At 59.0% G+C, this 25,101-nt stretch carries 9 protein-coding genes; 3 read left to right on the forward strand and 6 right to left on the reverse strand.

Translation table 11 applies throughout. The features are described from left to right. The first annotated feature begins 77 nt into the window (after window positions 1-77). Window positions 78-728, forward strand: coding sequence for a glycerol-3-phosphate 1-O-acyltransferase PlsY (gene plsY / locus G5S37_RS22925; protein ID WP_165207016.1), 651 nt, complete (start codon window positions 78-80; stop codon window positions 726-728). A gap of 113 nt (window positions 729-841) precedes the next feature. On the opposite strand, the gene G5S37_RS22930 is transcribed toward plsY, so the two are convergent. From G5S37_RS22930 to G5S37_RS22940, 3 genes are all read right to left on the reverse strand, one after another. After that, on the reverse strand, window positions 842-1,399 hold the full coding sequence (locus G5S37_RS22930) for a hypothetical protein (protein WP_165207018.1): 558 nt from the start codon (window positions 1,397-1,399) through the stop codon (window positions 842-844). Between the two features lie 399 nt (window positions 1,400-1,798). Continuing rightward, on the reverse strand, window positions 1,799-2,257 hold the full coding sequence (locus G5S37_RS22935) for a response regulator (protein WP_165207020.1): 459 nt from the start codon (window positions 2,255-2,257) through the stop codon (window positions 1,799-1,801). Between the two features lie 620 nt (window positions 2,258-2,877). After that, window positions 2,878-18,111 (reverse strand): autotransporter-associated beta strand repeat-containing protein, encoded by a 15,234-nt coding sequence (locus G5S37_RS22940; RefSeq protein WP_165207029.1) that lies wholly within the window; start codon window positions 18,109-18,111, stop codon window positions 2,878-2,880. A gap of 692 nt (window positions 18,112-18,803) precedes the next feature. On the opposite strand from G5S37_RS22940, the gene G5S37_RS22945 reads away from it, so the two are divergent. After that, window positions 18,804-19,484, forward strand: coding sequence for a hypothetical protein (locus tag G5S37_RS22945; protein WP_165207031.1), 681 nt, complete (start codon window positions 18,804-18,806; stop codon window positions 19,482-19,484). A 91-nt stretch (window positions 19,485-19,575) separates the two neighbouring features. Here the strand turns inward: G5S37_RS22945 and pafA are convergent, their stop codons facing one another. After that, on the reverse strand, window positions 19,576-21,240 hold the full coding sequence (pafA, locus tag G5S37_RS22950) for an alkaline phosphatase PafA (RefSeq protein WP_165207033.1): 1,665 nt from the start codon (window positions 21,238-21,240) through the stop codon (window positions 19,576-19,578). Between the two features lie 182 nt (window positions 21,241-21,422). On the opposite strand from pafA, the gene G5S37_RS22955 reads away from it, so the two are divergent. Continuing rightward, a complete protein-coding gene (locus G5S37_RS22955; protein ID WP_165207035.1) occupies window positions 21,423-22,427 on the forward strand; it encodes a DUF4105 domain-containing protein in 1,005 nt (334 codons plus the stop codon). Window positions 22,428-23,109: 682 nt separating this feature from the next. Here G5S37_RS22955 and G5S37_RS22960 read toward each other — a convergent pair. Together G5S37_RS22960 and G5S37_RS22965 are read right to left on the reverse strand one after the other, a co-directional pair. Further along, window positions 23,110-24,030: a sugar phosphate isomerase/epimerase gene (locus G5S37_RS22960; protein ID WP_165211839.1), complete on the reverse strand. Its 921-nt coding sequence runs from the start codon at window positions 24,028-24,030 to the stop codon at window positions 23,110-23,112. 51 nt (window positions 24,031-24,081) lie between these two features. Continuing rightward, on the reverse strand, window positions 24,082-24,951 hold the full coding sequence (locus tag G5S37_RS22965) for a hypothetical protein (protein ID WP_165207037.1): 870 nt from the start codon (window positions 24,949-24,951) through the stop codon (window positions 24,082-24,084). Window positions 24,952-25,101 lie beyond the last annotated feature (150 nt).

Below are 25,101 nucleotides of genomic sequence, written 5' to 3' on the forward strand. Positions count from 1 at the left end.
TATTATTTTGAACGCATACCCGCTTATAGAGTCGCTTTTGCCTTGCTCATGGCTGAGCCCTCGCGCTACTTGCGGTGATGCCTCCTTTGCTACCCACCTTCTGCCTCGTCGCACTCGCCTGGTTCTGCGGGTCGCTGCCGTTTGGCTACTGGGCGGGACTCTTGAAGGGGATCGACATTCGCAAGCATGGCAGCGGCAACATCGGCGCGACCAATGTGATCCGCGTGCTGGGCAAGAAGATTGGCATCCCGGTCTTTGCGCTGGATGCGTTGAAGGGTTTCCTGCCGGTATTCATCGCCGCTTGGTGGATGCAGCATCGCGAAGCCACCGACGTGAATACCGCCACGCTGGTGGCTGCCCTGTGTGCCGCAGCGTCCGTGCTGGGCCACATGTTCACCTTCTGGCTCGGATTCAAGGGTGGCAAGGGCGTGGCCACGACCGCGGGTGCCATGCTGGGTCTCGCGCCGCTGGTGTTGCTGATTGCCATCATCGTCTGGGTGGTCGCCTTCTACACCACCCGCTATGTGGCTTTGGCATCCATTCTTGCGGGATTCACTCTGCCCACGGCGGCAGCGGTCCTCATGACGATCAACGGCACGTGGAACTATGTGCTGCTGGCCTTTGGCATCGTCATCGCGGTGCTCGTGTTGGTGCGCCATCGCTCGAACATTTCCCGCATGCTCGCTGGCACAGAGAACCGCTTTGAGCGGAAGAAGAAAAAGGGCTGAAGTTACATGTGTCCACGTGCGTGGTTGGGCCCACGCACATGGGTGCACTTATCGGCTGCCGTCAGGCCAGAGGCCCAACGCCCACTGTCAGGCCGGAGGCCTAACCTCCGGAATTACATCACATCCTCCACGCTGAACCTCGACTGCACCTCGTGCAGTGCGGCAGTCTCGAAGAGCCAGAGCAGGGGCTCGCGCCCCTTCCCTTCGGTACAGCCGTCCACGAGGCAAAAGGCGAGAAACAGATTCCAGTCGCGAATGTTTTCCAACAGCGCGGCCAGGCGTTCCTCATTGCATCCACCGCTGGCATTCGTCTGGCGCCAGAGGGCAAAGGGCTCATCATGGTATTGGACGATGGCGAGCATGTCGACGTCATCGCAGAACTCCGCGAGAAACGCGCACGCGAGTGACGCGTGGCTTCGTGGGTCGAGAATGGCGACACCCTTCACCGCTTCCGCCTTGAAGGTATCATGCGTGTGCACGAGCACCAGCAGGCGCCAGTACTCGTCATCGGAGAGCCGGGAACGCAGCCGGTTCAGGTTGCCTTCCACCTCGGCGATGTGGGCACGCACTGTGCCCTCCGGATGACCTGCACGCGCCTTGCCCCAATCGAGATTGGCGAGGTAGCGGGGATCCTGGGTGATGGTTTCAAACAATTGTCTATAATCAATCATGGTATGAGATGGCCATGGCAAAGCCAGGCCTGGGAAAATGAGAGCGCGTCACACCACTTCGGTGGAGCGCGGGATGCGTTGCCTTTTGTTTATGCAGGCAGCCGCATCATGAAATGTAGCACGGAGTCAGTTGGAGTACGGGAAGCCGGAAAATACCACGACATGACGCACGCGCAAGTTTCGCGATGCGGACATGGCTCCGCCATGAAGATTAGAAGAGACGCGCATTCCTGGCGTATCATGACGCCTGGCGCAGGACGACGAATTACCGTCGCATGATGACGAGCGCTAAATTCTCGTCTCTTTTGTCGTCTACTGGCTGGTGGGCAGGTTCACCGCAGTCCAACCCGGGTTGGCGCAGAGCTTCCTTCCCTTGAAGAAAATCAATCCGTCAATCAATCAAACGAACGCCGCCGGATCACCAAAGGACATGCGATGACCAGTGTTGCTTTCCTCAAAGCGATGCGAAAGCAGGCCGCTGGCGCGCTCCACCAGTTCCTCACAGGTGAAAGGCTTGGCGATGAAATGGGAGGTGAAGCCCTCCGCCGCGCTGGTCAACGCGCCGAGGCCGAAACCACTCATCATGATCACCGGAATCGAGGCTGTCTTGGAATTCTCCCGGAGGCTGCGCAGAGCTCTCAGTCCGTTGCCGCGCGGCATCATCACGTCCAGCACAATGAGCTGGGGATTCTCCGCGAGTGCCAGGTCCAGCACCGCACTGCCGTTGGAGGCAAAAATGAGGTGGTTGAATCCAGCGCTTCTGAACATTTCCCCAAGCAGTTCTCTCATGGCTGGTTCATCGTCCGCCACGAGGATCTTCTTGGTATGAATCGGATGGTCGAATTCCGCGAGTTTCATGGGGTGTATGGTGTTTTCAGATAAATCATAGTAATTATAGTCGATATAACAAGTCTAAAACCGTAAGGTATTCTTCAAATGTAGTCATAATTCCGGCCACCCTACAGGCACGAAACGATTGCACCCAATTTCCGGCGATCCGTCAAGCTTCGTGATCTGCGTAAACATTTGGTTTTCAACGACTGACAACACTTGGAGAAACACTTCGCTTGTTCTCAGCCATCGTCAGAAGGCGTCATGGAGTTTGTCCGAAAGCCTACCGCATGCCACAGCACGCCCCTGCCGGGTTTTCCCACCCAGCTATCGACTCGCCCAACCAAATACCTCCAGCGCACGGCTTTGCTTGATGGCCAATTTACTCGATGCAATTTAAGGCAATTATTTCTTCACTCTATTTTTTTGTCCACCATTTCTCCAATCCTCAGCCACTGGTATCCAGCAGTGCCGTTGCGTAACCCATCAAAGAACCGCAGCTCTTCCAGCGAACCTGACGGACTCGCACCAACCCGAAACGGGGCTTTCGGCCACCCTGCGCCCCCGTTTAAAGCGAAAGGAGCCGGCGGCTCAAGCCACCGACCCCTTGGACATTGAAGGCATCCTAAGCCGAAGCGGCAACGCCCTTACACCACACTCCGACGGCGGCGGCGGAAGCCGAGCGCCAGCAGGCCGAAGAGCAGCAGCAACGCCTTGCCTGGTTCAGGAACCACCACCATGACGATGCCGTGGTCGTTGAATTGACTCACGTCCCAGTAGTAGCCAGCGCCCAGTTCGAAGAGTTCGAGCTGCGTTCCCACTTCTGCACCGGTACGAAGCAAGGCACCATTCCACTCCACGCCACCCACATCAAGGTCTGCACCGATGATGCTGGTCCAATCCATCAGATTGAACACATCACCATGCATGGCGGTGTAGCCATTGTTCACCAGTTTGATAGTCGAGCCTGCGGTGAAGGTCACGTTGCCAGTGATGCGCAACTGGTCGTGCTGTGCGGTCGTGACCGGGTCATCCAGCAGATGGCCGTAAGTCGTATCCGAGTTCACGTTGCTCGCCCACGCCGAGTACTCTACATCGGTGAAGTGGACCGCATTGACAGCCGTGTAGCTCGAGCGCTGGATTTGCAGCGTGGTCACTGAGGTCGAACCCAGCGTGAGGTTGCCATTCACGGTGAGGGTGCCCATGGTCGAGCCCGCTTCGTCACCAGGACGGAGCGCACCGCTGACCACGCTGTTGCCCTGGATGACGCCGGTACCCGCGACGATGGTTCCTGCGTTCGAGGTGAGGCCGGCAGCATTGGAAGCACCGGTGTCACCCACTCCACCGCGCCCGACCTGAAGGACACCGCCCGTCACCGTTGTGGTACCGGTGTAGTTGTTGTCCAGAGTCATCGTGGCCCAGCCGTTGCCTGCCTTCACCACATTGAGCGCGGCGGAAGCCACCTGGTTGGTGCCCGGGGCAAAGAACTGGCTGTTGATATAGCCGTCACGGAAGTGAGCATCCCACTGCACTTCGGTCGTTACCGGAGTGGACTGGGTGATGGTCAGTGTGCCCACGGTCGACGCGGCATTCTCAATGATCTCGGTGCTGCTGTTGCTGGCACCCATCGTACCTTCCGTTCCGATGAAAGGACCCGTACCGCCGTTGGTGCTCAGTGAACCGATGGTGCGAGCACCACCGCCGACCTGGAGGATGGAATTGAAGCCCATGTCCACGTCGTTGGCTGCGGTAAGAGCCTTGGCATGCTCCAGACGCAGGATGGCGTTCTGGTCCTGGTCGTAGCTGGTGTTCGTATTGAGGCGCACATCGCCCGTCCACAGGCTGTTGTCACCCTTGAGAACCAGGTAGTTGTAGGGGCGACCGTTCGTGTTGTCGTTGGCGTTGCCAGTGTCGTCACCCGTGATGAGCAGGTTGCCACTGGTAGTCGCACCGTCCTTCAGCACGCCGTTGAAGTTCACGTAGTTCTGGCTGCCACCGACTTCCGCCGCGTCATTGATGTACACCTGGAGGTTATCATTCATCGTGATATCCCCGTTCATGTCGATCTGGTTCCCGTTCGCAAAGGATTCGAACGTGAGGCGCTTCAACTGCGCAGGGTTGTACACCACATCAATGTCATGGTTGATTTCCACGATCTGGTTCTGGATTTGGTCACCATTGATGGCGAATTCCGCGATACCCTGGCGGTTGGCGTCACCGAGGGTCACTTTCCTGCCAATCGTATAGCCACGTCCGAAGACATCCGCCTGGCCCACGCCCAGCAAACGTCCCTGACGCACAATGATGTTGCCCATGAAGTCATGGTTGTTGGTGTTCAGGCTCATGGTGCCCTGGCCATCCTTGATCATGTCCCCGGTGCCAGTGGTGTACAGGGTGCTGCTGTTGTTCAGACGCAGGGTCTGACCACTGACGACGTCGAAGGTCACGGCACCATTGATGGTGATGACACCGTTCAAGTTGACCGGGCGTTCGTTGTTCGGATCCGCGAATCCGGGTGTGGTGCTCACGTTGCCGGTTTGGGTATTGATGGTACCCACGCTCACGTAGTTGTTGCCTTCAAAAGTGATCCACTCATCGAAACTCCAATCACCCGAGTCGCTACCATTTCCCATCTGAATGGCGAAGTTGGTACCGCTGCGGAAAATGGTGCCATCCGCATAGCTCACCGTGCTGCCCAGGATGGTGCTCGTGCCCGTCGCGCCAGTTCCCGTATTGCCATTGATGCGCAGGGTGCCCTGGCGGATGTCCATAAGTCCGAGGAAGCCGGAGTTGTTGCCCGAATTGCCGTTCAGGGTCAGGGTACCGGCACCCACCTTAACCATGTCGCCACGGAACTGCGTGGTGGTCGTGGCAATGTTATCATCGATATAAAGCTCACCGCCCCCGTCCGCCACGTCGATCGTACCGCCGTTGCCATTGAAGGTAATGCCGCGATTGCCAAGGCTCATGAGTCCAACACCGGTGTAGCGCAGAGTACCGCCGTTCATCACAATGCGGGAGACCGTGGAAGAACCAGGGTTGACCCCCAACTGGTTCGCATTGTCAAAGCTCAGGACAGCACCGTTGATGAATGTCTGGCCGTCGTAGGAATTGGCTCGCTTCAGCACCACCGCCCCGGTCGTTCCGATCGTGGACGCGTTGGTGGTCGAGGGACCCGCGATAGTCAGGTCGATCGTGCCGGTGATCGCCACGTCGATGTTGAGGTTGCCGGCGCCGTACTGATGGATCACCAGTTCCGCGTCCCCGCCCGTGGTCGTGAGTGCCGCACCAGCGGTGCCCGTGATGGTTTTGTTCACGGCTCCCACGTTGCTGCTGACCAGGATGGCTCCCGTGGACGTTGCCAGGCCTGTGCCCGCGACGGTGAGTGTATTGCCGCCGAGATCGACAATGCTGTCGGAATTGGCGTCGAACCGAAGGGTCGAGATGCTCAGCGGACCTGCGAGCGTGCCGCTGAATCCAGCGCCACCGGCTTCCGAGATGTTTCCACCTGCCGTCCATGTGGCCACATTGTTATTCACATGGCCCGCAGTACGGATGCTTCCGAAAGATGCCACATCGTTGGAACTCGCACTCACCACCTGGGCGAAGTCGATGGCTTTGCGTGCCTGCGTGCCGTAGGTCAGCCAGGCAATCACCGCATCTTTCGCCGCCGCCGTGCTGCTGGGATTGAAGTTCAGCGTGATCTGAGCTGTACCACCAGCAGCGTTGTCCTCCACCAAGTTACCCGTGGCGCCAGCGCCGCGCGTGAAGTTGGAGGTGCTGCTGTTCGTGTTCGCATTGCCCATGTTGATGGTCATGTTGCGAGCGTTGACGGTGCGGGCGACAACTTCCGTGCCACCCACGCTGTAGTTCAGCACGCGGGCCGCCGCATTGTCCGTAGCGAAGTTCGTCGTGGTATTAGCTGCCGAGGAGGCAAGGGCAATAATGGTGCCGCCATCAAATCGGGCGTTTTGGACGCCCACCAGTGCCGCTGGCGTAGCCCCCGAGTGATTGAGGACCAAAGTACCGCCCGCAATCACGAAGTTGGAATCGGCAGCACCAGCTGTGCTGTTCCGCAGTTCAATGGTTCCGCGACCATTTTTCACAAAGCCGAAGCTCGACGGAGCCGTACCGATGTTCCCGACGAAACGCTGGTTGAAGACCACCGTTCCACCATCCATCGCGTAGAGTTGCGCGGCCGTCTGTGCAAACGTCAGAGTACCAGTACCGGTGCCGTAGGTGACGGTTCCACTCTGATTGATACCGCCAATGTACTTGGCGCCCGTGCCGCCCATGGTCCAGGAGGCCATGTTAAAGACCTGCCCGTCCCGGGTGAGGAACACGCCAGCATTGCCGTTGTTGTTCACCGTACCGCCCGTACCCTGGGTGAGGGTGAAGCCCTGCTGGGTCATGCCTCCATTCACGCTGGCAGTCGTGGTGGTGGAATCGCCATTGGGAATCTTGCTGATGGCCGTGTTCGTCCAGAACCCGGTACCGTCATTCCCGGCCGCAGTGGGATCGTAGTTCACAAGCAGAAGGCCCTGCTCGACCTCAAGACGGCCGGCAGCGTTGTACTGCCGATCCAGAATGAAGTTGGTCTCCAGAGAGCCCCCACCCAGGTTCACCCTAAGCGCTTCATTTTCGTTCGTGCGCGTTCCTCCCAGCGTGGGCAGCATCGAAATGGGATCGGCAATGGATACGGCATTCCCACTACCATCCAACTTGTCACCAATCTGACCGCGGATGATGAACACGTTGTTACCTGCCGAGTTGAAGGAGAGGCGCCGTGAATCAATCTGGGCGACGTCATTCGAAACCGCGGTGCTGCCACCACCAATGTTTCCGTAGATGATGCTGGTCGCACTGTTGTCCGTGCGCACGCGGGGCGTGAAGAGCGTTTGACCGCTGATGTCCACATTATCTACCGTGAGGTTGGAGTACCAGACCGTGACGTCGTTGTCGTTACGCATGACCTGATTGTCCCCGGACAGCGCTCCGATGTAGATGTCCTCACGGGCTGTGGCGCTGCCCACGGTGATACCATTGCCGGAACTGAGGCTGCCGCTACCAGTGATCACCACGCCATTACCTGTTCCGCCAGCACCCAGGGCCGTGCGACCGTTGCGCAGGAACAGGGTCCCTTCACTCACGGTCGTCAGTCCGGTGTAGCTGTTGTTGCCATCGAGGATGACCTGCGCGAAACCCGTCTTGTGAAGGCCGTTTGCATTGACAATGTTGGACCGGATTTCCAGGCTGCCGCTGTTGATGGTGCCTGAGGTGGTGATGTATGCACCGTTCTGGTTGTTAATGATGGCTTCCTGGCCATTGAAGTCCAGATTGCCACCCATGATGACGGTCGAAATGCTGGCATTTCCGATGGCGAAATAACCGCTGCTGATCATGCCGGAGTTGATGGTCAGCGTTCCGTCCACCATCAGGTTCAGCGCGTGTTGATCGATGACCGAACTGAGGATGGAGCCTGCAGAGACTTGGCCGCCTGAACCATCATGATCACTGAGAGCGCCAAAGCGCAGTGCGTTGATGGATGTGTTCTGCTTCACGATGGTGAAGACATCGCTCAGGTTCACATTCTGGTTGGCGCCAATGCTGGGGCTAAGAATGCCATCCGTCGGAGAGAAGTACTCATCATCATCCAGCGGGCGGAGGTACCCGTTTTCATAGGTCATGAAATGGCTGCTTGCCAGGGACTGGAGGTTGCGCTGCTGGTTCCACAAGTCGGTGACGTTGCCGTTGGCAAAGCCAAGAATGCGAAGGTCCGTGTCCAGGCCAAGCGGAATCACCCCACCGAAGACGCCCTGCACGATGCTGCGCGTGGTCGTGTTGGCAGCGCCGTTGCCGCCGATCTGGGCGATATTCATGTTCGTCACAGCGACGCGGACGCTTTCGGCACCGCCAACCGTGCTGAATTTTGAGGTCGCATCCAAGTTTTGGAACCGGATGATCCCCTCACCCGGATCGCGGTTGAGGTTGGTGATGGTCAACGTCATTTCGGTGTTCGCACCGTCCGTGGGGTACAGGTCCACCACGTTGGTACCGGAAAGCGCGTTCACCGTTCCGAGCACTTCGGTGTTGTTGACCGTGCCGCCATTGATGCGCAGCCAGCCGTTCTGCATGTTCAGTACGGCATCATCCGCGATACGGTTGTTGTTGTTGCCGCCAGTCACGCCAGAGGTCGCATCGAGGCGGGTCGTGTTGTCCAGCGTGATCATGCCACGACGCTGCAGGTTGATGTTGGCGACGTCCGTCATGGAACCCAAAGCACCATTGAGGGTCAGGCTGTATTCCGCCCAGCCTTCCGCCAGGCCGTTGGTGGTGTAGTTCACACCGTTAAGCTGATAGGTGTGCGTCTCCCATGGGGCGGCACTGGTGCCCAGGCGCAGCACGTTCAAGTCACCGCTGAAGGTGTTCACATTGGTCAGACGCACTTCGGATGAGCCCTGCTTGGTAAAGCCGCCCGTTCCCTGAATAACGCCGCCAATCACCAACTTCGTCGCCGGTGCCACGGTCAGGTTCCCCTGCTCCGCCACCGAGTAGCCACCCGCGGAATCCGAGATGATCAGGTTCCTGTTTGCTGCACCCGTGAGGGTGAGCGTGCCATCGAGGAACGTGGAACTGTCGGGAATATTCAAGAAGTCCGCGGTGATGGAGTTGAATCCCCCGTTCGCCCCCGCCATCACACCGTCCATGGTGATGTTCGCGGTGTTGTGGATGTTCGTCATGTTCAGCAAGTAGAGGCGCGCACCTACAATGGCACCCGTGCCGGTGATGACACCCGTCGCATCCACTGCGGAAGGTCCACCATAGGCAATCTCGATGCCGTTGGTGAAGTCTGCGGCCTTGAGACCGTCGAAGGCCGTCTGCGACGACGTCTCCTTCACGAAGCGAGTGCCGCCTTCACGGATGATCAGCTTGTTGAGAGCCGATGAGAAGGTGGGGTCAAAGAAGACCAGGTTGTCCGTGGCAGCGCGACCGCCAATCACGGTCAGGTCAAAACCACCACCAGCAATGACCGGTTGGTTGCGGGTAAACGCATTCGCCGTATTCGTGTTTCCATTCTGGAGATTCGTATCGAAGGTCGCGATCTGCAGCGCAGAGCCGTTGTAGGTACCACCGGTGTTGACCGTGGCATTTCCATCCAGGGTAAGGAAGGAGATGTTGCCGGTTCCCGCGGTATTGCGCAGGGCGCCGGTGTTGTTGAAGCCCGCTCCCTGGATGCGAATGATCTCGCGGCTGGCAGCGCTGTCGTCTGCGAAGTTCAGGTCCGCATCGCGCAAGTCAAGGGTTGCTCCCGAGGCCACAATGGTCTCGTTACCCGTTCCCATGCCTCCCAAGGCGCGGGAGTTACCCACATACAGAACGCCCCCGTTCACCAGGATCTGCCCCAGCAAGGTCGCGGACTTGTTGGCACTGGTGTAGCCGTCATACACGTCAGAGAAGTTCACCCCGCTGATCTGCAGGATGCCATTGCCCGACTTGGTGAAGCCACTGTTCCCGTAGATGATGCCCGAGAGGTTCAGCGCCACCGTCCCTGCTGTGGTTGGGGCGGAGACGTTGAAGTTGAGACCAGCCGCAGTGGTGTTGTTGAAGTTCTGCGTGCCGGAGAACGTGCCTGCGAACGCAGTATTGGTGACGTTCACGGTGGTTCCCTGGCTGTAGGAGGTCACCTTGGCATAGGTGCGGGTGTCATTGAAGTTGAGGTTGACGGCGTTGTTGAATGCCAGCAGTCCACGCAAGCTACCCAGCGCATTGCTATTGCCAGCCAACTGGACGGTGCCTCCGTTGAACGTGATGTTCCCGTGGAAGCTCCCGCTGTCATCGTTGAAGAGCAACGTGCCTGCATCCAGAATAATCTGGCCGTCACCAGTAATCACGCCGGTATCGTAGACAGTCGCGGTGGTATTGAATCGCAGCGTCGTGCCAAGTGCCAGGTTGATGGCGTTGTTGGTGTTGCCGATGCGGGCGTTGGTAGCCGTGGAAGGCGCCGCTGCCGTGCCCCCGACCTGGATTTCACCTTCGCTGAGATGCAATGCGCCGGTGAAGGTGTTCAGGGCATTGAGATACAGCTTGCCGGTTCCCACCTTGGTCAATGCCTGGGCGTTGGTATTGTTCGCGATTACGGAGTCAATCTGCAATGCCTGGGAGCTGTGCTGGTGGATAATCAGCGCTTCCAAGTTCGCGGTGGTGGCGTTATTGCGGATCGTGCCACCAGAGATAATCACCGCTCCTCCGGTAACATTCGAAGTTACCAGGAAACCCCCGCCCGACATGTTCAGGGTTCCCGCGAGAGTATAGGTGCCGCCCGCCGCCTGGTTGAACCGCAGCGTATTTGCCGCCGTGCCCAGGGCCGCAGCGGTTACATCCACGTTGTTGGCAGCGGCGAATGTTGCGCTGTAGCTGGCCAGTGCCGTAATCGCACTATCAACTGCATTCACCGAATTCACCGCCCAGTCCGTTTTTCCGACGGTTGCGTAACCTGGGCCAAGGATGCCATTGGTGTTGAGAGTGTCAGTTGTGGCAATACTGGCTGCACCGAAATTGATGGTGCCGCCCGCGTTTCTGGTAATGGCATTCAGGTTGATGGTGGCCAAGCTCCCCACCGCGCGGATGATCGAGTTGGAGCCAGTATCAATCGTCGTGGAAAGGACAATTTCGCCATGGGTGCCTCCGCTGAGTTCCACCGTGCCGCCACCCTGGCCGGAAATATACGTCTGATTACCACCCACACTGTCGTCGATGCCCGGGACGGTGAGTCCACCAATGCCACCCAAGGTCAAAGCAGCTCCATTTGCGAGCTTGCTGGTGTCGTTGGTACCGTACTCCAGGCGGAGGATGCCGTCCCTTGCGAACGTTGCTCCCGTGGCGTTGTTCGTTCCGGAAAGGATGAGCGTGCCGTCGCCCAATTTGACCAGGGCTCCGGCACCCGTCAGGGAATTGGTGGAATTGCTGAACTCAAGCGAGGCCCCCGCGTCCACGGACGCACGCATCTGGCCCGTCAGGGTAATCAGGCCACTGAAGACGTTGGTCCCGCTTGAAGCACGAACACCACCGTCGGTAGTAAGGTTAGTGATGGCGTTGGTGAGCGTGACGCCATTGCGCACTTCCAGGCCGACCCCACCGGCACCATTGATGGTGATGGTGTTCGTGCCGAGGGCATTACCCTTCTGAATCGCCAACGTACCACCAGAGATGGTCGTGCCGCCGGTGTAGGTGTTGCCCAGGGTCTCATCAGGATTGACAAGCCACAAACCGGCATCAGTCTTAATCAGTGAGGTCGCCCCACCACCGTCGGTGATCTGTGGACGGAATTCATTGTTCGAGAGGGCCGCGCCTCCCAGGGTCAGAGTACGTGCGCCCGAACCCGTGAATGCGATGGCCCCTGTATTGCTGAAGGTAATCTTGGGGACCGTCATGCCGACCACCGTGCCGCTCGCATTGATGCGGGCGCCGGCCGTTCCGAGCCCCATGGTGAAGAGGCGGTCCGTGCTCTGGTCGGTGAATCCCGACCAGGTGAGAATGCCACCATTTGAACCGGCGGTGCTCGTGGTGAAGACAAGGTTGCTTGCTGCATTTGTCGAGGCGCCGATACCGCTGTTCGAGCCGCCGTTCGCAAGGTGATAGACCGTGATGCCCGTATTCGCCGTGGCAGTGCCGGTCACACCAAGTGTGGTTGCGCCCGTATAACTGCTGCTGGCACTGGTCAGTGTCTGGGTCGGTCCGGTGCTTCCCGAGGAGATGGTGCGGGTGAAACCGCCGCCACCAGTGATGGTACCGCTGTAGGTATCACTGGTCGTGCCCACAAGGGTAAGCGTCTGGCTTGCGTCAATCCTCACGTCCCCGCCGACGTTGCCCTGAAGACGACCAATGCTCTCGCTCTGCAGCACGTGGAAGCGGGCGGTACCGGAATAGAGACCATCGCCACCTGCTGCACTCACGGCGACGATGGCGGTGTCTGCGATGGCAGCGCCACCACTGATCTGCAGGATGCCGTTGTTCACCGTCGTCGTGCCCGTGTAGCTGTTCGTACCTGAGAGAACCCAGGTGCCGGCGCCCTCCTTGGTGAGGGACACGGTGTTGTTGCTGCCGTTGGAAATATTTCCAGAGATGGTGTTCGCTCCGGTATTGGTACCATCCAGGAACCAGGTGCGGTTGCCGTCAGCCCCGGAGGTAAATGCCCCCTGAATGTTCACCACCGTGGTGCCATCGTTGATGATCTGGCCGGAGCCAGGGTTGGTCGTGCTGCTGTACGACTGGGTGATGGTCACGTTCGAGGGAAGGACGAAGGTGCCTGCGTTGGTGCCATTGAAGATGATGGTACCTGTGGAGCCGGAGTTTGGCGTAATCGTGTTCGTTCCCTGGTTGGAACCTGCAGCGCCGATCGCGTCCCCACCGCCGAACATGTCATAGCGGCGGCCGTTGCCATCATTCGTGCCAAGGTCGATGGTGCGGGCCACGCTGAGGTCACCGAGCTGGCTTGTGCCCACTGTCCCACCAGTGCCAATGTTGCCGCCGATTTCCAGCATGCTCATGTTCACCACGATGTTACCGGAGAAGTCATTGCCCGCATTGTTCAGGACCCAGCGCCCGGTCAGGCCGAAGCGATCATCGTCGACCGTCTTCGGATTCACGCGCAGTGTCAGGGTGCCCGTGCCTTCCGAGATGACCCCGCTGATCACATTTTTGATGGGATTGAAATAGCCACCCGTCTGACCGGTCAGGTCAAGGTTCTTGACACCCGCGGAGCTGGTGATGTTACCACTCAGGATGAGGGCTCCCGTGCCGTTGGCCGTGATACGGGCACCGCCTGTGCTGTTGGAAAGCTCGAAGTTGCCCGCATAGGTTTCACCTGAGCCGATATATTCCAGGTTGCCCGCGCCGGTGCCGGAACCCAGGTTCACCGTCGTGAAGCTCCCAATCGCATTCGCCAGACTCGTGGTCTGAATCGTTCCACCATTCAGGGTCAGCACGCCCGTGGCCGTGTTCGTCCCGTACATCGCCATGTAGTTGTTGGTGAGCGTGAGATTACCCCCTGCCCCCGTGATGCTGCCAGCAATAAGCTGGGCGCCCGTGTCATCGACCGTGAGGGTCTGACCGGAGGCGATGTCAACAGTACCGCCACGCTGCATGTACAACTGGCCGATGGTTTCCGTCTGGGTGATTTTGAGCGTGGCGTTCTTGAAGACATGCCAGTCGGCGTCGTCGTTGGATGCCGCACCTCCAGTGAACTCCACGGTACCCTTCTGGATGTAGCTGCTGGCGTTCGCGGTATTGGCACCAGACAGAGTGGTGGTGCCGCTGTTTCTGAAAACCCAGACGTTGTTGCCGGAGAGCACCCCATTGTAGTTCTGGCTGGCGGAGCCGGCGATGACCACAATGTTGTTGTTCACGATGTTGAGGATGTGTGTGGCATCAGCGTTGTTGATGGCCCCTGCCAGGATGAGTTTGCCGCCTGCTTCACTCTGGATCAGGTTGCGCTGCGTACCAGTTCCCGCGTTGGTGAGGCCCAGGTTGATGTCCCCCGTCACGGTCATGTTGCCGAGACCCGCACGAATGAACTGGGCATTCTTGGCGTTGGTAAGATCATTCGCCGGAGTGAGGGTGATCGTGTTGTTGAGAACCACGTCCTGGTTCAGGTGGGAACGCAAAGAAGCGATGCCCGACGTACCCGCGAAGGCATTGGACACGATGTTAATCGCCCCCGTGCCAAAGCTGTTGGCATAGGTGTCATTGCCGATTTCAGCGATGGAGTTGGCATTGACGCCGGTGGTCGAACTGACCAGCAACGTACCGGAGAATCCGCTCAGGTCTCCCGTGAGATAGGTATTACCCGAGACGGACCGAGTTAGCGCCAGCGTGCCGGATCCTGTAATGGTGTTGCCCAGTACGAGATGGCCGTTGCTCGTGTTCAAGATGAGGGCGCCGTTGTTCACGACGCTCCCGGTGCCCAGCCAACCACGGGTACCAGTACCGTTGCCAATCTGGAGACGCACATCTGCGCCGATAGTGGTGTCGCGCCAGCGGGAGCCGGTGGTCGCTCCTGGGGCAAGAACCACGGTGGCTGTGCCTCCAGACACCGCCGTGAAGGTGAGGTCCTGGGTGCCTGGAAGGGCACTGAAAATTTCACCAGTGATGAGGTGGCTCACTGCGGCGCCCGTGTTGGCGAGGTTGATCGTGCTGCTGTTGCTGAGGAAGATGGGGCCAGCGAGGGTGGTGGCTGCTGCGCTACGCAGGGAGACCGTGCCGCCTTCGAGGTTGAGGAACTCGGTGATAGCGCCACCGGCTGTCACATTGATATCGAGCGTGGCACCCGAGGCCACGGTGGTCAGGTTCGCCCACATGTTAGTGGGTGCAGTCGATGCAGCGCCGAGAGCTGTATTGTTCGTGATGCTCAGCGTGCCTGCACGGACCGTGACACGGCCGGCGAACGTATTCGCGCCGCTCAAGGTCGTGGTGCCGGAGCCGAGCTGCTCAAAGTTACCCAAGCCAGAAATGACGCTGGTAATGTTGAGAGCGGTGTCAGTGCGCTTCACGCCGAGGGTGCCGTTGTTCAGAATGTTCCCAGATCCAAGTCCACCCGTAGTACCGTTGTTGCCAAGTTGCAGGTAGCCGTAGCCAATGTTCGTGGTGCCGGTACCGGCGATGTTGTTGGTGATGATGGTGCGACCCACACCTGCAGTAGTGATCACGGTGTTGGTTCCCCCCACATCGGACAGCACCAAGTCACCAAACATGTTGTGCTGGTGGATGATGAGTTCGTTGCTAGCGCTACTGGAAAGGTTGCCGCTGATGATGGAGGTATTGGCCCCCACGTTCTTGGTGACCAAGATACCCCCCTGGCTCAAGACCACGGGAGAGATGGTGTTGTTGATGTCCACGCTGGCGGCCGTATTGAAGCGCAGGGTAGCTGCGTTGCCCCCGCCCTGGGTGGTCGTGGCGTCCACGTGATTGTTCAGGCCAAAGGTGTCGGTGGAATAGGTCGCCAGACCCGTGATGGCTGAGGTTGCGCCGTTGGCGACTGCCCAGGTGGTGCCATTGAACGTGGCCCAACCACCCAAGATTCCGTTGGTGTTTGCCGTGGACGTTGCCGCCGAATTGCTGCCAATCGAGAGGGTGCCCCCGTTGGCGGCAGCGCGGGTGATGGCGCCAAGATTGATGCCCGCCAATCCGCCTTGTCCATTGTTACTGTAACTGGAGTTGCTCTGGATGGAGGACGCGCCCGCTCCCAAGGTGGTAGACGCCGCGTTTTCCAGAATGGTCGAACCACTGCTGATGACGCGGATCCGGCCGCCGTTCAATGTGAGGGCCCCCGTGGTGGGAATGATGTTATTCCCCGCACCATAGTTCAGGGTGAGTACGGCATGAGAGTTGATCTGCGTGCCGCCCGTGTGGGCGAGGTTGCCGGAGACGGTCAGGCCGCCGTAGTTGCCGAGGATGAGAGCACCTGCGCCACTGGTGACGCCGGAATAGCCTGCGGCAGAAACGGTGCCGCTGGCACCTTCACGAATGGTGAGTGCCGCCGTGAGAACCGTGTTCCCCGTTCCCGCGAGGGAACCGATGGTGTCTGCGGCGGTAATCGTAAGTTGCGTGCCCGTGCCATTCAAATTGATGCGAGCAGCAGGAATGCCGGTGCTATTAAATGCACCGCCAGTGCGATTCGATGTGATCGCGGCGTTGGTTCCCACATTAATGGTACCACCAAAGCCGGTGTTGTTGCCGGTCAGCGTGAGCGTGGAGGCTGCCGCTGAATTGATATTGACCACGCTTGCCAAGTTGCCAGTGAACACGCCGGCATAGGTTTGGGTGGTTTGATTGGCGAGAGTGAGGGAACCATTAACCAATTGAATGGTGCCGCCAGTGCTGTTGACATTGAACCTGAGTACGGTCTGGCTGGTGCTGTTGAGATCCAACGTGCCGGAAACCATGCGCAGGCCTGCCGCCGTGGAAAGCGTACCTGTCTGACCGTCCGACAGCGGTGTACCCACACCTGCGCCAGCGCCCATGACGCCCATGCGGAGTACGCCCCCGTTCATCGTCAGTTCGCCGGTATGTGCATTCGTGCTCACCCCAGTCAGCACAAGGGTGTGCGCACCTGCCTTCTGAAAATTGCCCGCGCCCCGGATGTCTCCATTGAACGTGAAGACGTTCGCCGCCGTGGCTTCGTTGACGATAATGTTGGTCGTCAGGTTCACAATTGGAGCCACCGACGTCAGGAAATTGCCCACAAGACCACCGGTGACCTGCTGGTTTGGTCCGAGGGTCGTACGAACCGCCCCGGCGCCGCCATGCAGGAAGGGAATGGTTTCAGTACCCGTGGTCGTAATCGTCAACGTGGCACCACGGTTGCTCATGTACACTTCGTTGGAGGCATCGAAGCCTGTCGCACCGGCGATGGTGAAGGTGCCGTTTTCCACGAAGAGCGGACCATCAAAGGCGTTCGCCGCGCCCGTGGTCCACGTGAAATTGCCCGTCCCTTCCTTGTATAGGAGGGTGGCTCCATTATCGCCAAGGAACTGCCCGCTGAAGATGCTGTCGGTGTTATCCCCACCGATGACCAGCGCCGCGATGTTGCCACCGGCAAGAAGATTGATGTTGGTATTGGCACCCGCGCCCCCATTGAGGGAGCCCACGCGCTCAAAGGAAAGGAGGTTCGTTACGCTGTTGGCGAAGTTCAGGTTCGTGGTATTCACGGCCGAGAACTCGATGCGCGAGCTGTCTCCAAGCACATCGTGGAGGGAATACTTCTGGCCGGTCCACACGCCGCCGATCTGGATGTCACCGTTATTGAGGGTGGTGGCGCCCGTGTAGGTATTATTACCCGTCAAAATGAGGAGGCCGGTGCCGTCCTTGGTGAAGCCGCCTGCACCGGACATGGCGCTGTGCAGCACACTCACCGCAGTGGTGGTGGGCGCGAAGTTGGAGGTGGTCGGGGTCGGCTGGGTATTCAGCAGGACGTGGTTGGCGTCCAGGATCTGCACAATGTACGAGCCCGCCGGAATGCTGGTACCGGTGACCAGCATGCCCACCTGGGGATTGGTGATGCTGCCGTCCAGGCGCACCACGCGACCTGCGGTGCTGTCCGAATCCATCGTGGCGCCACCAGCAGTGGCCGCGCCATTGGTATAGTTGGCAGTGAGAGTAGCGCCGGAGCCGAGGACAATGGAAGCGTTCGCCGTGCCGGTGAGTGCGCCGATGGTCTCACTCGCGTTAACGTTCAGCACGCTGCCGAGGCCCACGTTGCGCACGTTGACCGTGTTATCGAGAGCTGAGCCACCAGTGAGGGTGAGCGAACCGTTCCGGATGACCACATCGCCCGTGAAGGTGTTCGCGCCGGCGAGCGTGAGATTGCCTGTGCCGACCTTGGTGAGACCGGCATTACCCATGATGCCTGCATTGATGGTGAGCACGGAGCTGCCGGTCACATCGACCAGACCTCCAAGTCCGGCGGAGTTGGAGAGATTCAGCACGTCTGCCAGGGTGGCACCGTTGATGGTGACGTTCCCTTCTTCCACACGAAGTGCACCGAGCGTGACGGCAGCACCTTCGTCGATTGTGATGACGGAAGTGCCGGTCGCATCCGTGCCTGCGCTGAAGACTGCCGTGTCGGCCGCGGTTCCCAGCCATGCAGCTGGGGCAGTGATCCCCAGCGGATCGAGATTCCAGTTGGTACCGGTGGTGGTATTCCAGCTTCCATTGGCTGCAGGTCCACCTGCGCCGACGGTGGTGCCATTGACGTCCCAATAGTAGTTGGCCGCCCGCGCGGGGAGCGGCGCCACGATCTGCCAAAGAGCCATCAGCATCGTCATGAAGATGCCCAGGGAGCGCTTGCGGCGACGCAGGGAGTTCAGGAGTGTAGAAGCAGGCATACTAGGTAAGGACATGGTAAAAACAAGAAGGTACCAACCGTGCAACGGCGGCACAAAAGCGGTCTCCTGAGCAGCACGCCTCTGTGCGCTCGATGGCCTCAGCAACCCTGTGTGGCTGCCTCAGCGTGCGGGAGATGGTGGGAAGAAAGTTCAGTGTGAGTGTCGTTGAACGAATAAGTTCAGCAGAATATTAATTCAAATCCAAGCAAAATCCCTAGAATTGCGTAGGTACGATGCATGTATGCGGTTTGCCCGAAAAATGGCACCGCCCGCTCTCCAAGGACCGGGGACTAAAAAGGTATTTACCACATGTTAAATTCCGACGCATCTGGTTGGAAATCAGCATTTTAGGTTCTTGTTTATCACTGCAAGGAGTTGAGATGGCGTCCGCCATCAATTCCATAATTACCATAGGCGTGTTAATTCGCACTCGCAAGTAACTTTGATGACTAGGCAGAAGGATCGAAAAAAGCAACGTGTTTACTCCACGCGAACTCACAATATTCGCTTAATTCCCAGCAATTTATCCGCGAACGCATCCCTAAAGATGTCACTTAGCACCACCCTCCCGGAGACACCTGTTTGCGCGCTCTGGAGCGAGCGCCGTACCGGCCTGCGCATGGCGAGCTGCAGACGCTCTTTTGCATCCATCGTGTTGTTGACAGAAATGTGCCGCCAAACACCATGTCTGCATGAGGAAAACATGGTTTCTAGCGGTCCTGATTTTTGCACTGCCGTTGTTTGGGAATGACCGGGATCGCGGGAAGGCCAGCCAGCGGAAATTCATTGAGGAGGTCGTCCTCTCAGATACAGGCGGCAACAGCATGAAGGTGGTGCGCTGGGCCGTAAGCCCCTCGGTGTCCGTCTTCAATCACACGGGCGCTCCGGGAGAGGCGGTCTTTTCCCATGCGTCCGCGCAAATCAACGCTGCCTTGGAACCGGCAAAATTCCAAGTCAGTGTGCTGCAACCCAACAGCCCCGCCGCTCCCCTGAAGATCGTTTACTGCAACCGGGACCAGTTTCCGCAAACGCTCAAGAAGTACGGGGCCCAACAGGTCGGAGGGCGTTTCTGGGCGTATTACCGCTGGTGGGACAGCAGGTATCAGGTCGAAAGGGCCGTTGCCGTCATCAGCGTAGAACAGGGTAGCGAAGCCCAGGCCAAGGAATCCACCCTGCAGGCCTTGATGGTCTTGCTCGGATTCGGCGGCTGGAGCGGCGAGGTAATCGACAGCGTGCTCGGGCCCAATCGACAGCAGCCACGCACGGAACTGACGGACTTCGACAAGAAGCTGTTGCCCTTCTTCTTCAAAAACATGCAGCCAGGGTGGGAAGCGTTCCAGGTCCGGCGGGCTTTTGACAAGGCATGGCCGTGACACAATGACGCCTGCTGGAGAGAAGACCTCCCACAGCAGGCGTTTGATTTAGCCCTGACTTGTAGCGCGCTGTCTATATCTACTTGCTCACTTACTTTGCCAGCACGTCCACAATGGCCTCGCCCACACAACCGCTGGGCATCTGGATGCGCAGCAGGTTCGACACGGTGGGAGCGATGTCCTGCATGTGCACCACCTTGGCGGAGGAGCCGTGCTTGATGCCCCAGCCCATGAAGAGCAGCGGAATGTGGGTGTCATAGGGATTCCACGCGCCGTGGGTGGTGCCGGTCTTGCCGGTGCGCATCCAGCCGCTGTTCAGCACCACCTGGAGGGCTCCGACGCGCCGTGAGTTGTACCCATTGATGATCATCGCCTTGAGCGGAGCGGGAACGGTCGCCTCCCCTGCCCTCGCGGTGTCCACCACGAAGAGCACGCCCGGGAACTGCCGCAGCGTCTCGGCAGCGATGGTCTTGATGCGCTCGAAGTCGGCGCCGGCCTCCTCGATTTTCTTGAGGTCGAAGCTCACGGTGGAGTTGTCCACACCGAGGACCACCTTCTCGATGCCGGTGGCCTTCTGCACCTTTTCATTCACCAGCTTGGTGGCGTCTGTCTGGTTAAAATCTTCCGCCGGAAGCCGGTGCGCCTGCATGAAGCCGATGTTGTGGGCCACGCCGTGGTCCGCGGTGAGAAAGACAAGGTACTGCCCCTTGCCCACCTTCTGGTCGAGGAAGGCGAAGAAACTCTCCAGGTCACGGTCGAGGCGGTAGTACACGTCTTCGAGTTCCAGGGAATTCGGGCCGTACTTGTGGCCTACGTAGTCCGTGGAAGCGCAGTTGATGGTGAGGAAGTCGGTGTCTGCGTCATCGCCGAGCTGGTGACCCTCCAGGGCAGCCTGGGCGCAGCGGAGCGTGAGCGTGTTTCCGAAGGGCGTGGTGCGGATGACTTCCTTCTTCAGCTTGTAGGCAGCGGCGATTTCATGAGGGAATACCGGTGCCGTTTCCTTGCCGGTCTTGCCCTCCCACGGCACATCATCCGGGGAGCTCTGCGTGTACTTCTCCGCGGGCTGTGCGAGAGACCAATTATCCTTCACGAGTTCGGCACCGACGTTGCGCCCGTTAAACTCGGTGAGCCACTGCGGCGCTTCCTTCATGTAAAAGGTGCTGGAGATGAATCCTCCTGACAAATCATCAAACCAGTAAGCCGCCGTGGCTGAATGACCCGCCGGCAGAATGGCTGCGCGGTCCTTCAGCGAAACGCCCACCACCTTCGAGCGGAAGTTCGTCGCGAGACGAAGCTCATCCGTGACGGTGGTGACCAGAAGGTTGCGCGGGGACATCTTCCCTTCCTCGGATTGGCTGCCAATCGTCGTTACGGTGGCGTCCTCCACGCAGTAGACGCTCTTCCCCGTCGCCTGGTCGCGCCATTCATTCCCCGTGATGCCGTGGATGGCAGGCACGGAGCCGGTGAAGACCGTCGCATGCCCCACCGCGGTGGCGGAAGGCAGGTGATTGATGAAGGTATTGTCACACGTGAATCCCTCGCGCAGCATCCGTTTGAACCCGCCCTCTCCAAACTGGTGGCTGAAACGGTGCAGGTAATCCCAACGCATCTGGTCAATGGCAATGCCGACCACCAATTTTGGCCGGGCTACTGAGCCGGTCGCACCGTTATCCTTCGGCCCTTCCTGGCCGGACAAGGAGACGCTGTGAACGAGGGAGACGAACGATAAGGCTGCAAAGGCTTTTAAAGTAGACATGAGGGACTCTGGAAACGTGTCTGAGGGGCGCTTCCTTCCCAAACAATGCGGTGAAAGTCAATGGGGTGCGGGCTCACCCACGGCATGGGACTTCACCAGAAACGACACGCGTTTCATACAACCAAAGGCTCATGGCAGTACCGGGGGCAGTGGCGTATGCATCGCCCCACTCATCCATCTCTATGAAACCCCTCTCTCGCGTTCTCCGCTGGATCCTGCTCGCGCTGGTGACGCTGGTCGTCATCATCGCCGCCCTGTGGGTGACGGGAGCACTGTATTATGACTCGCCCTGGCCAGCGTTGCGCAAGCCGCTGGCGATTGTCTGGTTCATCGGCGCGATGGTCGCGTGGTTCTGGAATCGGCCCCGCGTCATTGCGCGTGTCGCGGTGGTGCTGACCATGGGAGGAGTGCTGGCCTGGTGGCTGACGCTGAAACCGCGCGATGACCGTGACTGGCAGGAATACATGTCGCAGTCCCCATGGGCGGAAGTGAATGGCGACATCATCACCCTGCACAACTTCCGCAATACCAAGTACCGCACCTACACGGACTACACACCGCACTGGGAGACCCGCACGGTGAACCTCTCCAAGCTCACCGGCATCGATATTGGCATGGACTACTGGGGCTCGGAGTGGATTGCGCATCCCGTGGTGAGCTTCCAATTCTCCGATGCGCCTCCGGTGGCGTTCTCCATCGAGACCCGTCGTGAAAAGCCGGAGAGCTACTCCGCCATCGGTGGATTCTACCGGCAATACGAACTGCTCTACGTCGTGGGAGATGAGCGCGACCTCTTCGGCATCCGCGCCATCCACAGCCCGAAGAACACGATGTATCTCTACCGCGCGAAGATCACGCCTGAGAAGGCTCGCGAGCGCTTCATGGAATACATCAACGCCATGAACGCACTCAAGGAACACCCGCGCTGGTACAACGCCGTCACCACGAACTGCACCACCACCGTGCGCACCCAGCGCCCGATGACGAATCGCACTCCGTGGGACTGGCGCATCCTGCTGAATGGGAAGCTGGATGAGGCGATGTACGAATACGGCGCCATTGTCACCGATGGCCTCTCCTTCCCCGAGCTGAAGAAGAGCGCTGCGATCAATGATGCCGCGCGCGCTGCGGGAGAAAGTCCCGAGTTCTCCCGCCTTATTCGCGAGTCACGACCCGGTTTCCACTGAAGTGATACCAAAGGAAGTTGAAACCGAGTCTTTATCGGAAAGACGTCAGACTACCCGGAGCGGTTCATGCCACAAGGGTATCCATGGAACATCGGCGTAGAACAGGCGGAGGTTAGGCGTCCCCGCCTGACAGTGGGCGTTAGGCCTCCGGCCTGACCAGCAACACATCGCATGGTCTTCGCCTTCGCCATCACTTCCACCACAAGGCCGTTTCCGGTTAACCGCAAAGAGGCAGAGACGCACAGGCATTTCGCTCGTGCCTTTGAGAGAGGCAGTGGATCAAGGAGTGGGGACATTCCTGTCCCCATGGAAGTACGAACGGAGTCATTGGAGGTAGAACGTCCCCAGTGGTGAAAGGGCGTCTCGCAGGGAGCGGCACCAGCCTGGTGCCGGCGGTGGGCAAATAGGGTGCGGAGCCTTTCTCTTCGAAGCTGTAAGAACGTTTCCAAGCTGCTCGCGTGACGACGCTGCATATGACGGCACTAGGCTAGTGCCGCTCCTTGCAAAGCAGTCGCCTCGTTTACACGAAGGGAGCTATTGAGAGCTTGAAGGTGCAGTTCGCGCTTCCATGGGGACAGGAATGTCCCCACTCCTTGGGCCTGCAGCAACACGCTGAGTAAGTTCGTCGCGCCAAGACCTGTTTTCAACTCGTCCTGGTATGAGAATCTGCGCTCGCGGTGAATCACAGATTGCCCACGAAAGGCTCCAAGACATTGCGCGCCACGCGCAGTGCCCGTTTTCGGCCTTCCAGCGTCTTGCCAAACGTGTCGTCCTCCACCTCGATGCACAGCGGACCCTTGTAGCCGATGCGCATGAGCTCGCCCATGTAGGCAGCCCAGTTGATATCACCAAAGCCGGGGATGCGCGGCTGGTGCCAGCGCAGTGGATAATCAAAGCGACCCACTTCCTGCAAGGCGACGCGGTCGATCTTCACATCCTTCGCATGCAGGTGGAAGAGCTTCTCACGGAACTCGGCCAGCGGACGCAGCGGGTCCATGTCCTGGAGAATGAAGTGGGAAGGATCGTAATTGAGGCCAAAGCTCGGTGAATCGATATCGCTGAACGCGCGACGCCAGATGGCAGGTGTCGTCAGCAGGTTCTTCCCGCCGGGCCATTCATCGCGGGTGAAGGACATGGGACAGTTCTCAATGCCAATCTTCACGCCGTGGTCCTCAGCGAGTTCAACGATGGGTTTCCAAGTCTTGAGGAATCGCGGCCAGTTTTCATCGATGGGCTTGGTCCAGTCACGTCCCACAAAGCCGTTCACATTTTTGAGCCCTAGCTTCGGCGCTGCGGTGATGAGTTTCTTGAAATGTGCCACGGCCACTCGAGCCACCTCGGGATTCGGGTCCAGCATGTTGGGATAGTATCCCAGCGCGCTGATGCTCACGCCAGCAGCGCGGCATAGCGCCAGGATATCCTCTGCCCTTGTCTTCGTGAGTGAGGACACATCCACATGCGTGACGCCAGCGAAGCGTCGCTCGGCCTTGCCCACGGGCCAGCACATGACTTCGACGGTGGAGAACCTTTCCTGTGCCGCGAAGGAGAGCACTTCTTCCAGAGAAAGCTCCGCGAGGATGGCCGTGACAAATCCGAGTTGGATGGACATAGGCTGAAGTGGCTGAGGCAATCGGAATGGGACTCTCTCTAAACGTCAGAACACCATCGAAAGTCCCACAAAAACGAGGTCATTTTCACTCTCGCCTCCGCGGAGGAATTCAACGCCGGTTTCCAACTCGACGCGCCCGCTGACTTTCACCCCAGGGGTGATGGCGAAGGCATGACGTGTTTCACTTTCGAACCACATCGCGGCATAGCGCAGGTTCAGCGTGAGCCAGGCATTCATCTCCCAGGCCACCTCCACCGCGGCGGTGTCGCGTACGAAGCCGTCGTTATTCTCATACGCCGCGAAGTGGGTCATGTCTGTGAGACCCACGTGCGTTTCCACGCCCTCGGGATCACGATTGTAGAAGGAGTGACTGCCTATCAGCGTCACAGCCACATCGCCAATTTCCCACGTGATTCCTCCCAGCAACATCAAGTGGTGCATGGTCTCCAGTTCATCAGTCTCCTCCACCACCGACCTTGCACGTGCATAGGACGGACCGCAGAATAGCGAGAGGGACTCATCCTCACGCTGCAAGACTTTCCACGTTCCCCGCAGCCCGGTTCCCACCGCCTGCAGGCGCTCCACCTCGGGATAAACAAACCCGAATATCTCCACTTCCAGGTCATCAGCAAAGTCGCGAATCAACTCTGCATTAAAATAAGACACCTCCGTGGCACCGAGCACCTCCCGCTGCGCATGCGCCCCCAGGCCGAGGTGCAAATCTTCACCCAGCGCCACCACCGCACCGAGTCCACCATGCCAGTAGCCGTGCCTGCCGATGTAGAGCTCTGACTCGATTTCCACATTTTCCGGTTCCTTCCCTCCCGCATGCCCAGGCGCCTCGGCGGCAGAGGCGCGATGTGCGTGAAGGCACCAGGTAAGAGCACACAGAAGAGCACAGGCGCGGGTGAACATCTTGCGGTGTTTCTATCAGAGCGGTCCACAGCGTGGCAATCCTTTCCTGAGGGACGGCTGCACCGCTGCACGCCCCGAGGATTCCCATTTGTCTTGACCGTATGCCTTCAAACACGCAATCCCTGCCCTTGCTCAAAGGCAACTTCTGAA

This window comes from Roseimicrobium sp. ORNL1 (genome assembly GCF_011044495.1).
GTDB lineage: Bacteria > Verrucomicrobiota > Verrucomicrobiia > Verrucomicrobiales > Verrucomicrobiaceae > Roseimicrobium.

What these genes read in the sequence shown, in the direction of transcription:
- plsY (WP_165207016.1), top strand. Translation starts at nt 78, where the DNA reads ATGCCTCCTTTGCTACCCACCTTCTGCCTCGTCGCACTCGCCTGGTTC.
- G5S37_RS22930 (WP_165207018.1), bottom strand. Translation starts at nt 1,399, where the DNA reads ATGATTGATTATAGACAATTGTTTGAAACCATCACCCAGGATCCCCGC.
- G5S37_RS22935 (WP_165207020.1), bottom strand. Translation starts at nt 2,257, where the DNA reads ATGAAACTCGCGGAATTCGACCATCCGATTCATACCAAGAAGATCCTC.
- G5S37_RS22940 (WP_165207029.1), bottom strand. Translation starts at nt 18,111, where the DNA reads ATGCCTGCTTCTACACTCCTGAACTCCCTGCGTCGCCGCAAGCGCTCC.
- G5S37_RS22945 (WP_165207031.1), top strand. Translation starts at nt 18,804, where the DNA reads ATGAGGAAAACATGGTTTCTAGCGGTCCTGATTTTTGCACTGCCGTTG.
- pafA (WP_165207033.1), bottom strand. Translation starts at nt 21,240, where the DNA reads ATGTCTACTTTAAAAGCCTTTGCAGCCTTATCGTTCGTCTCCCTCGTT.
- G5S37_RS22955 (WP_165207035.1), top strand. Translation starts at nt 21,423, where the DNA reads ATGAAACCCCTCTCTCGCGTTCTCCGCTGGATCCTGCTCGCGCTGGTG.
- G5S37_RS22965 (WP_165207037.1), bottom strand. Translation starts at nt 24,951, where the DNA reads ATGTTCACCCGCGCCTGTGCTCTTCTGTGTGCTCTTACCTGGTGCCTT.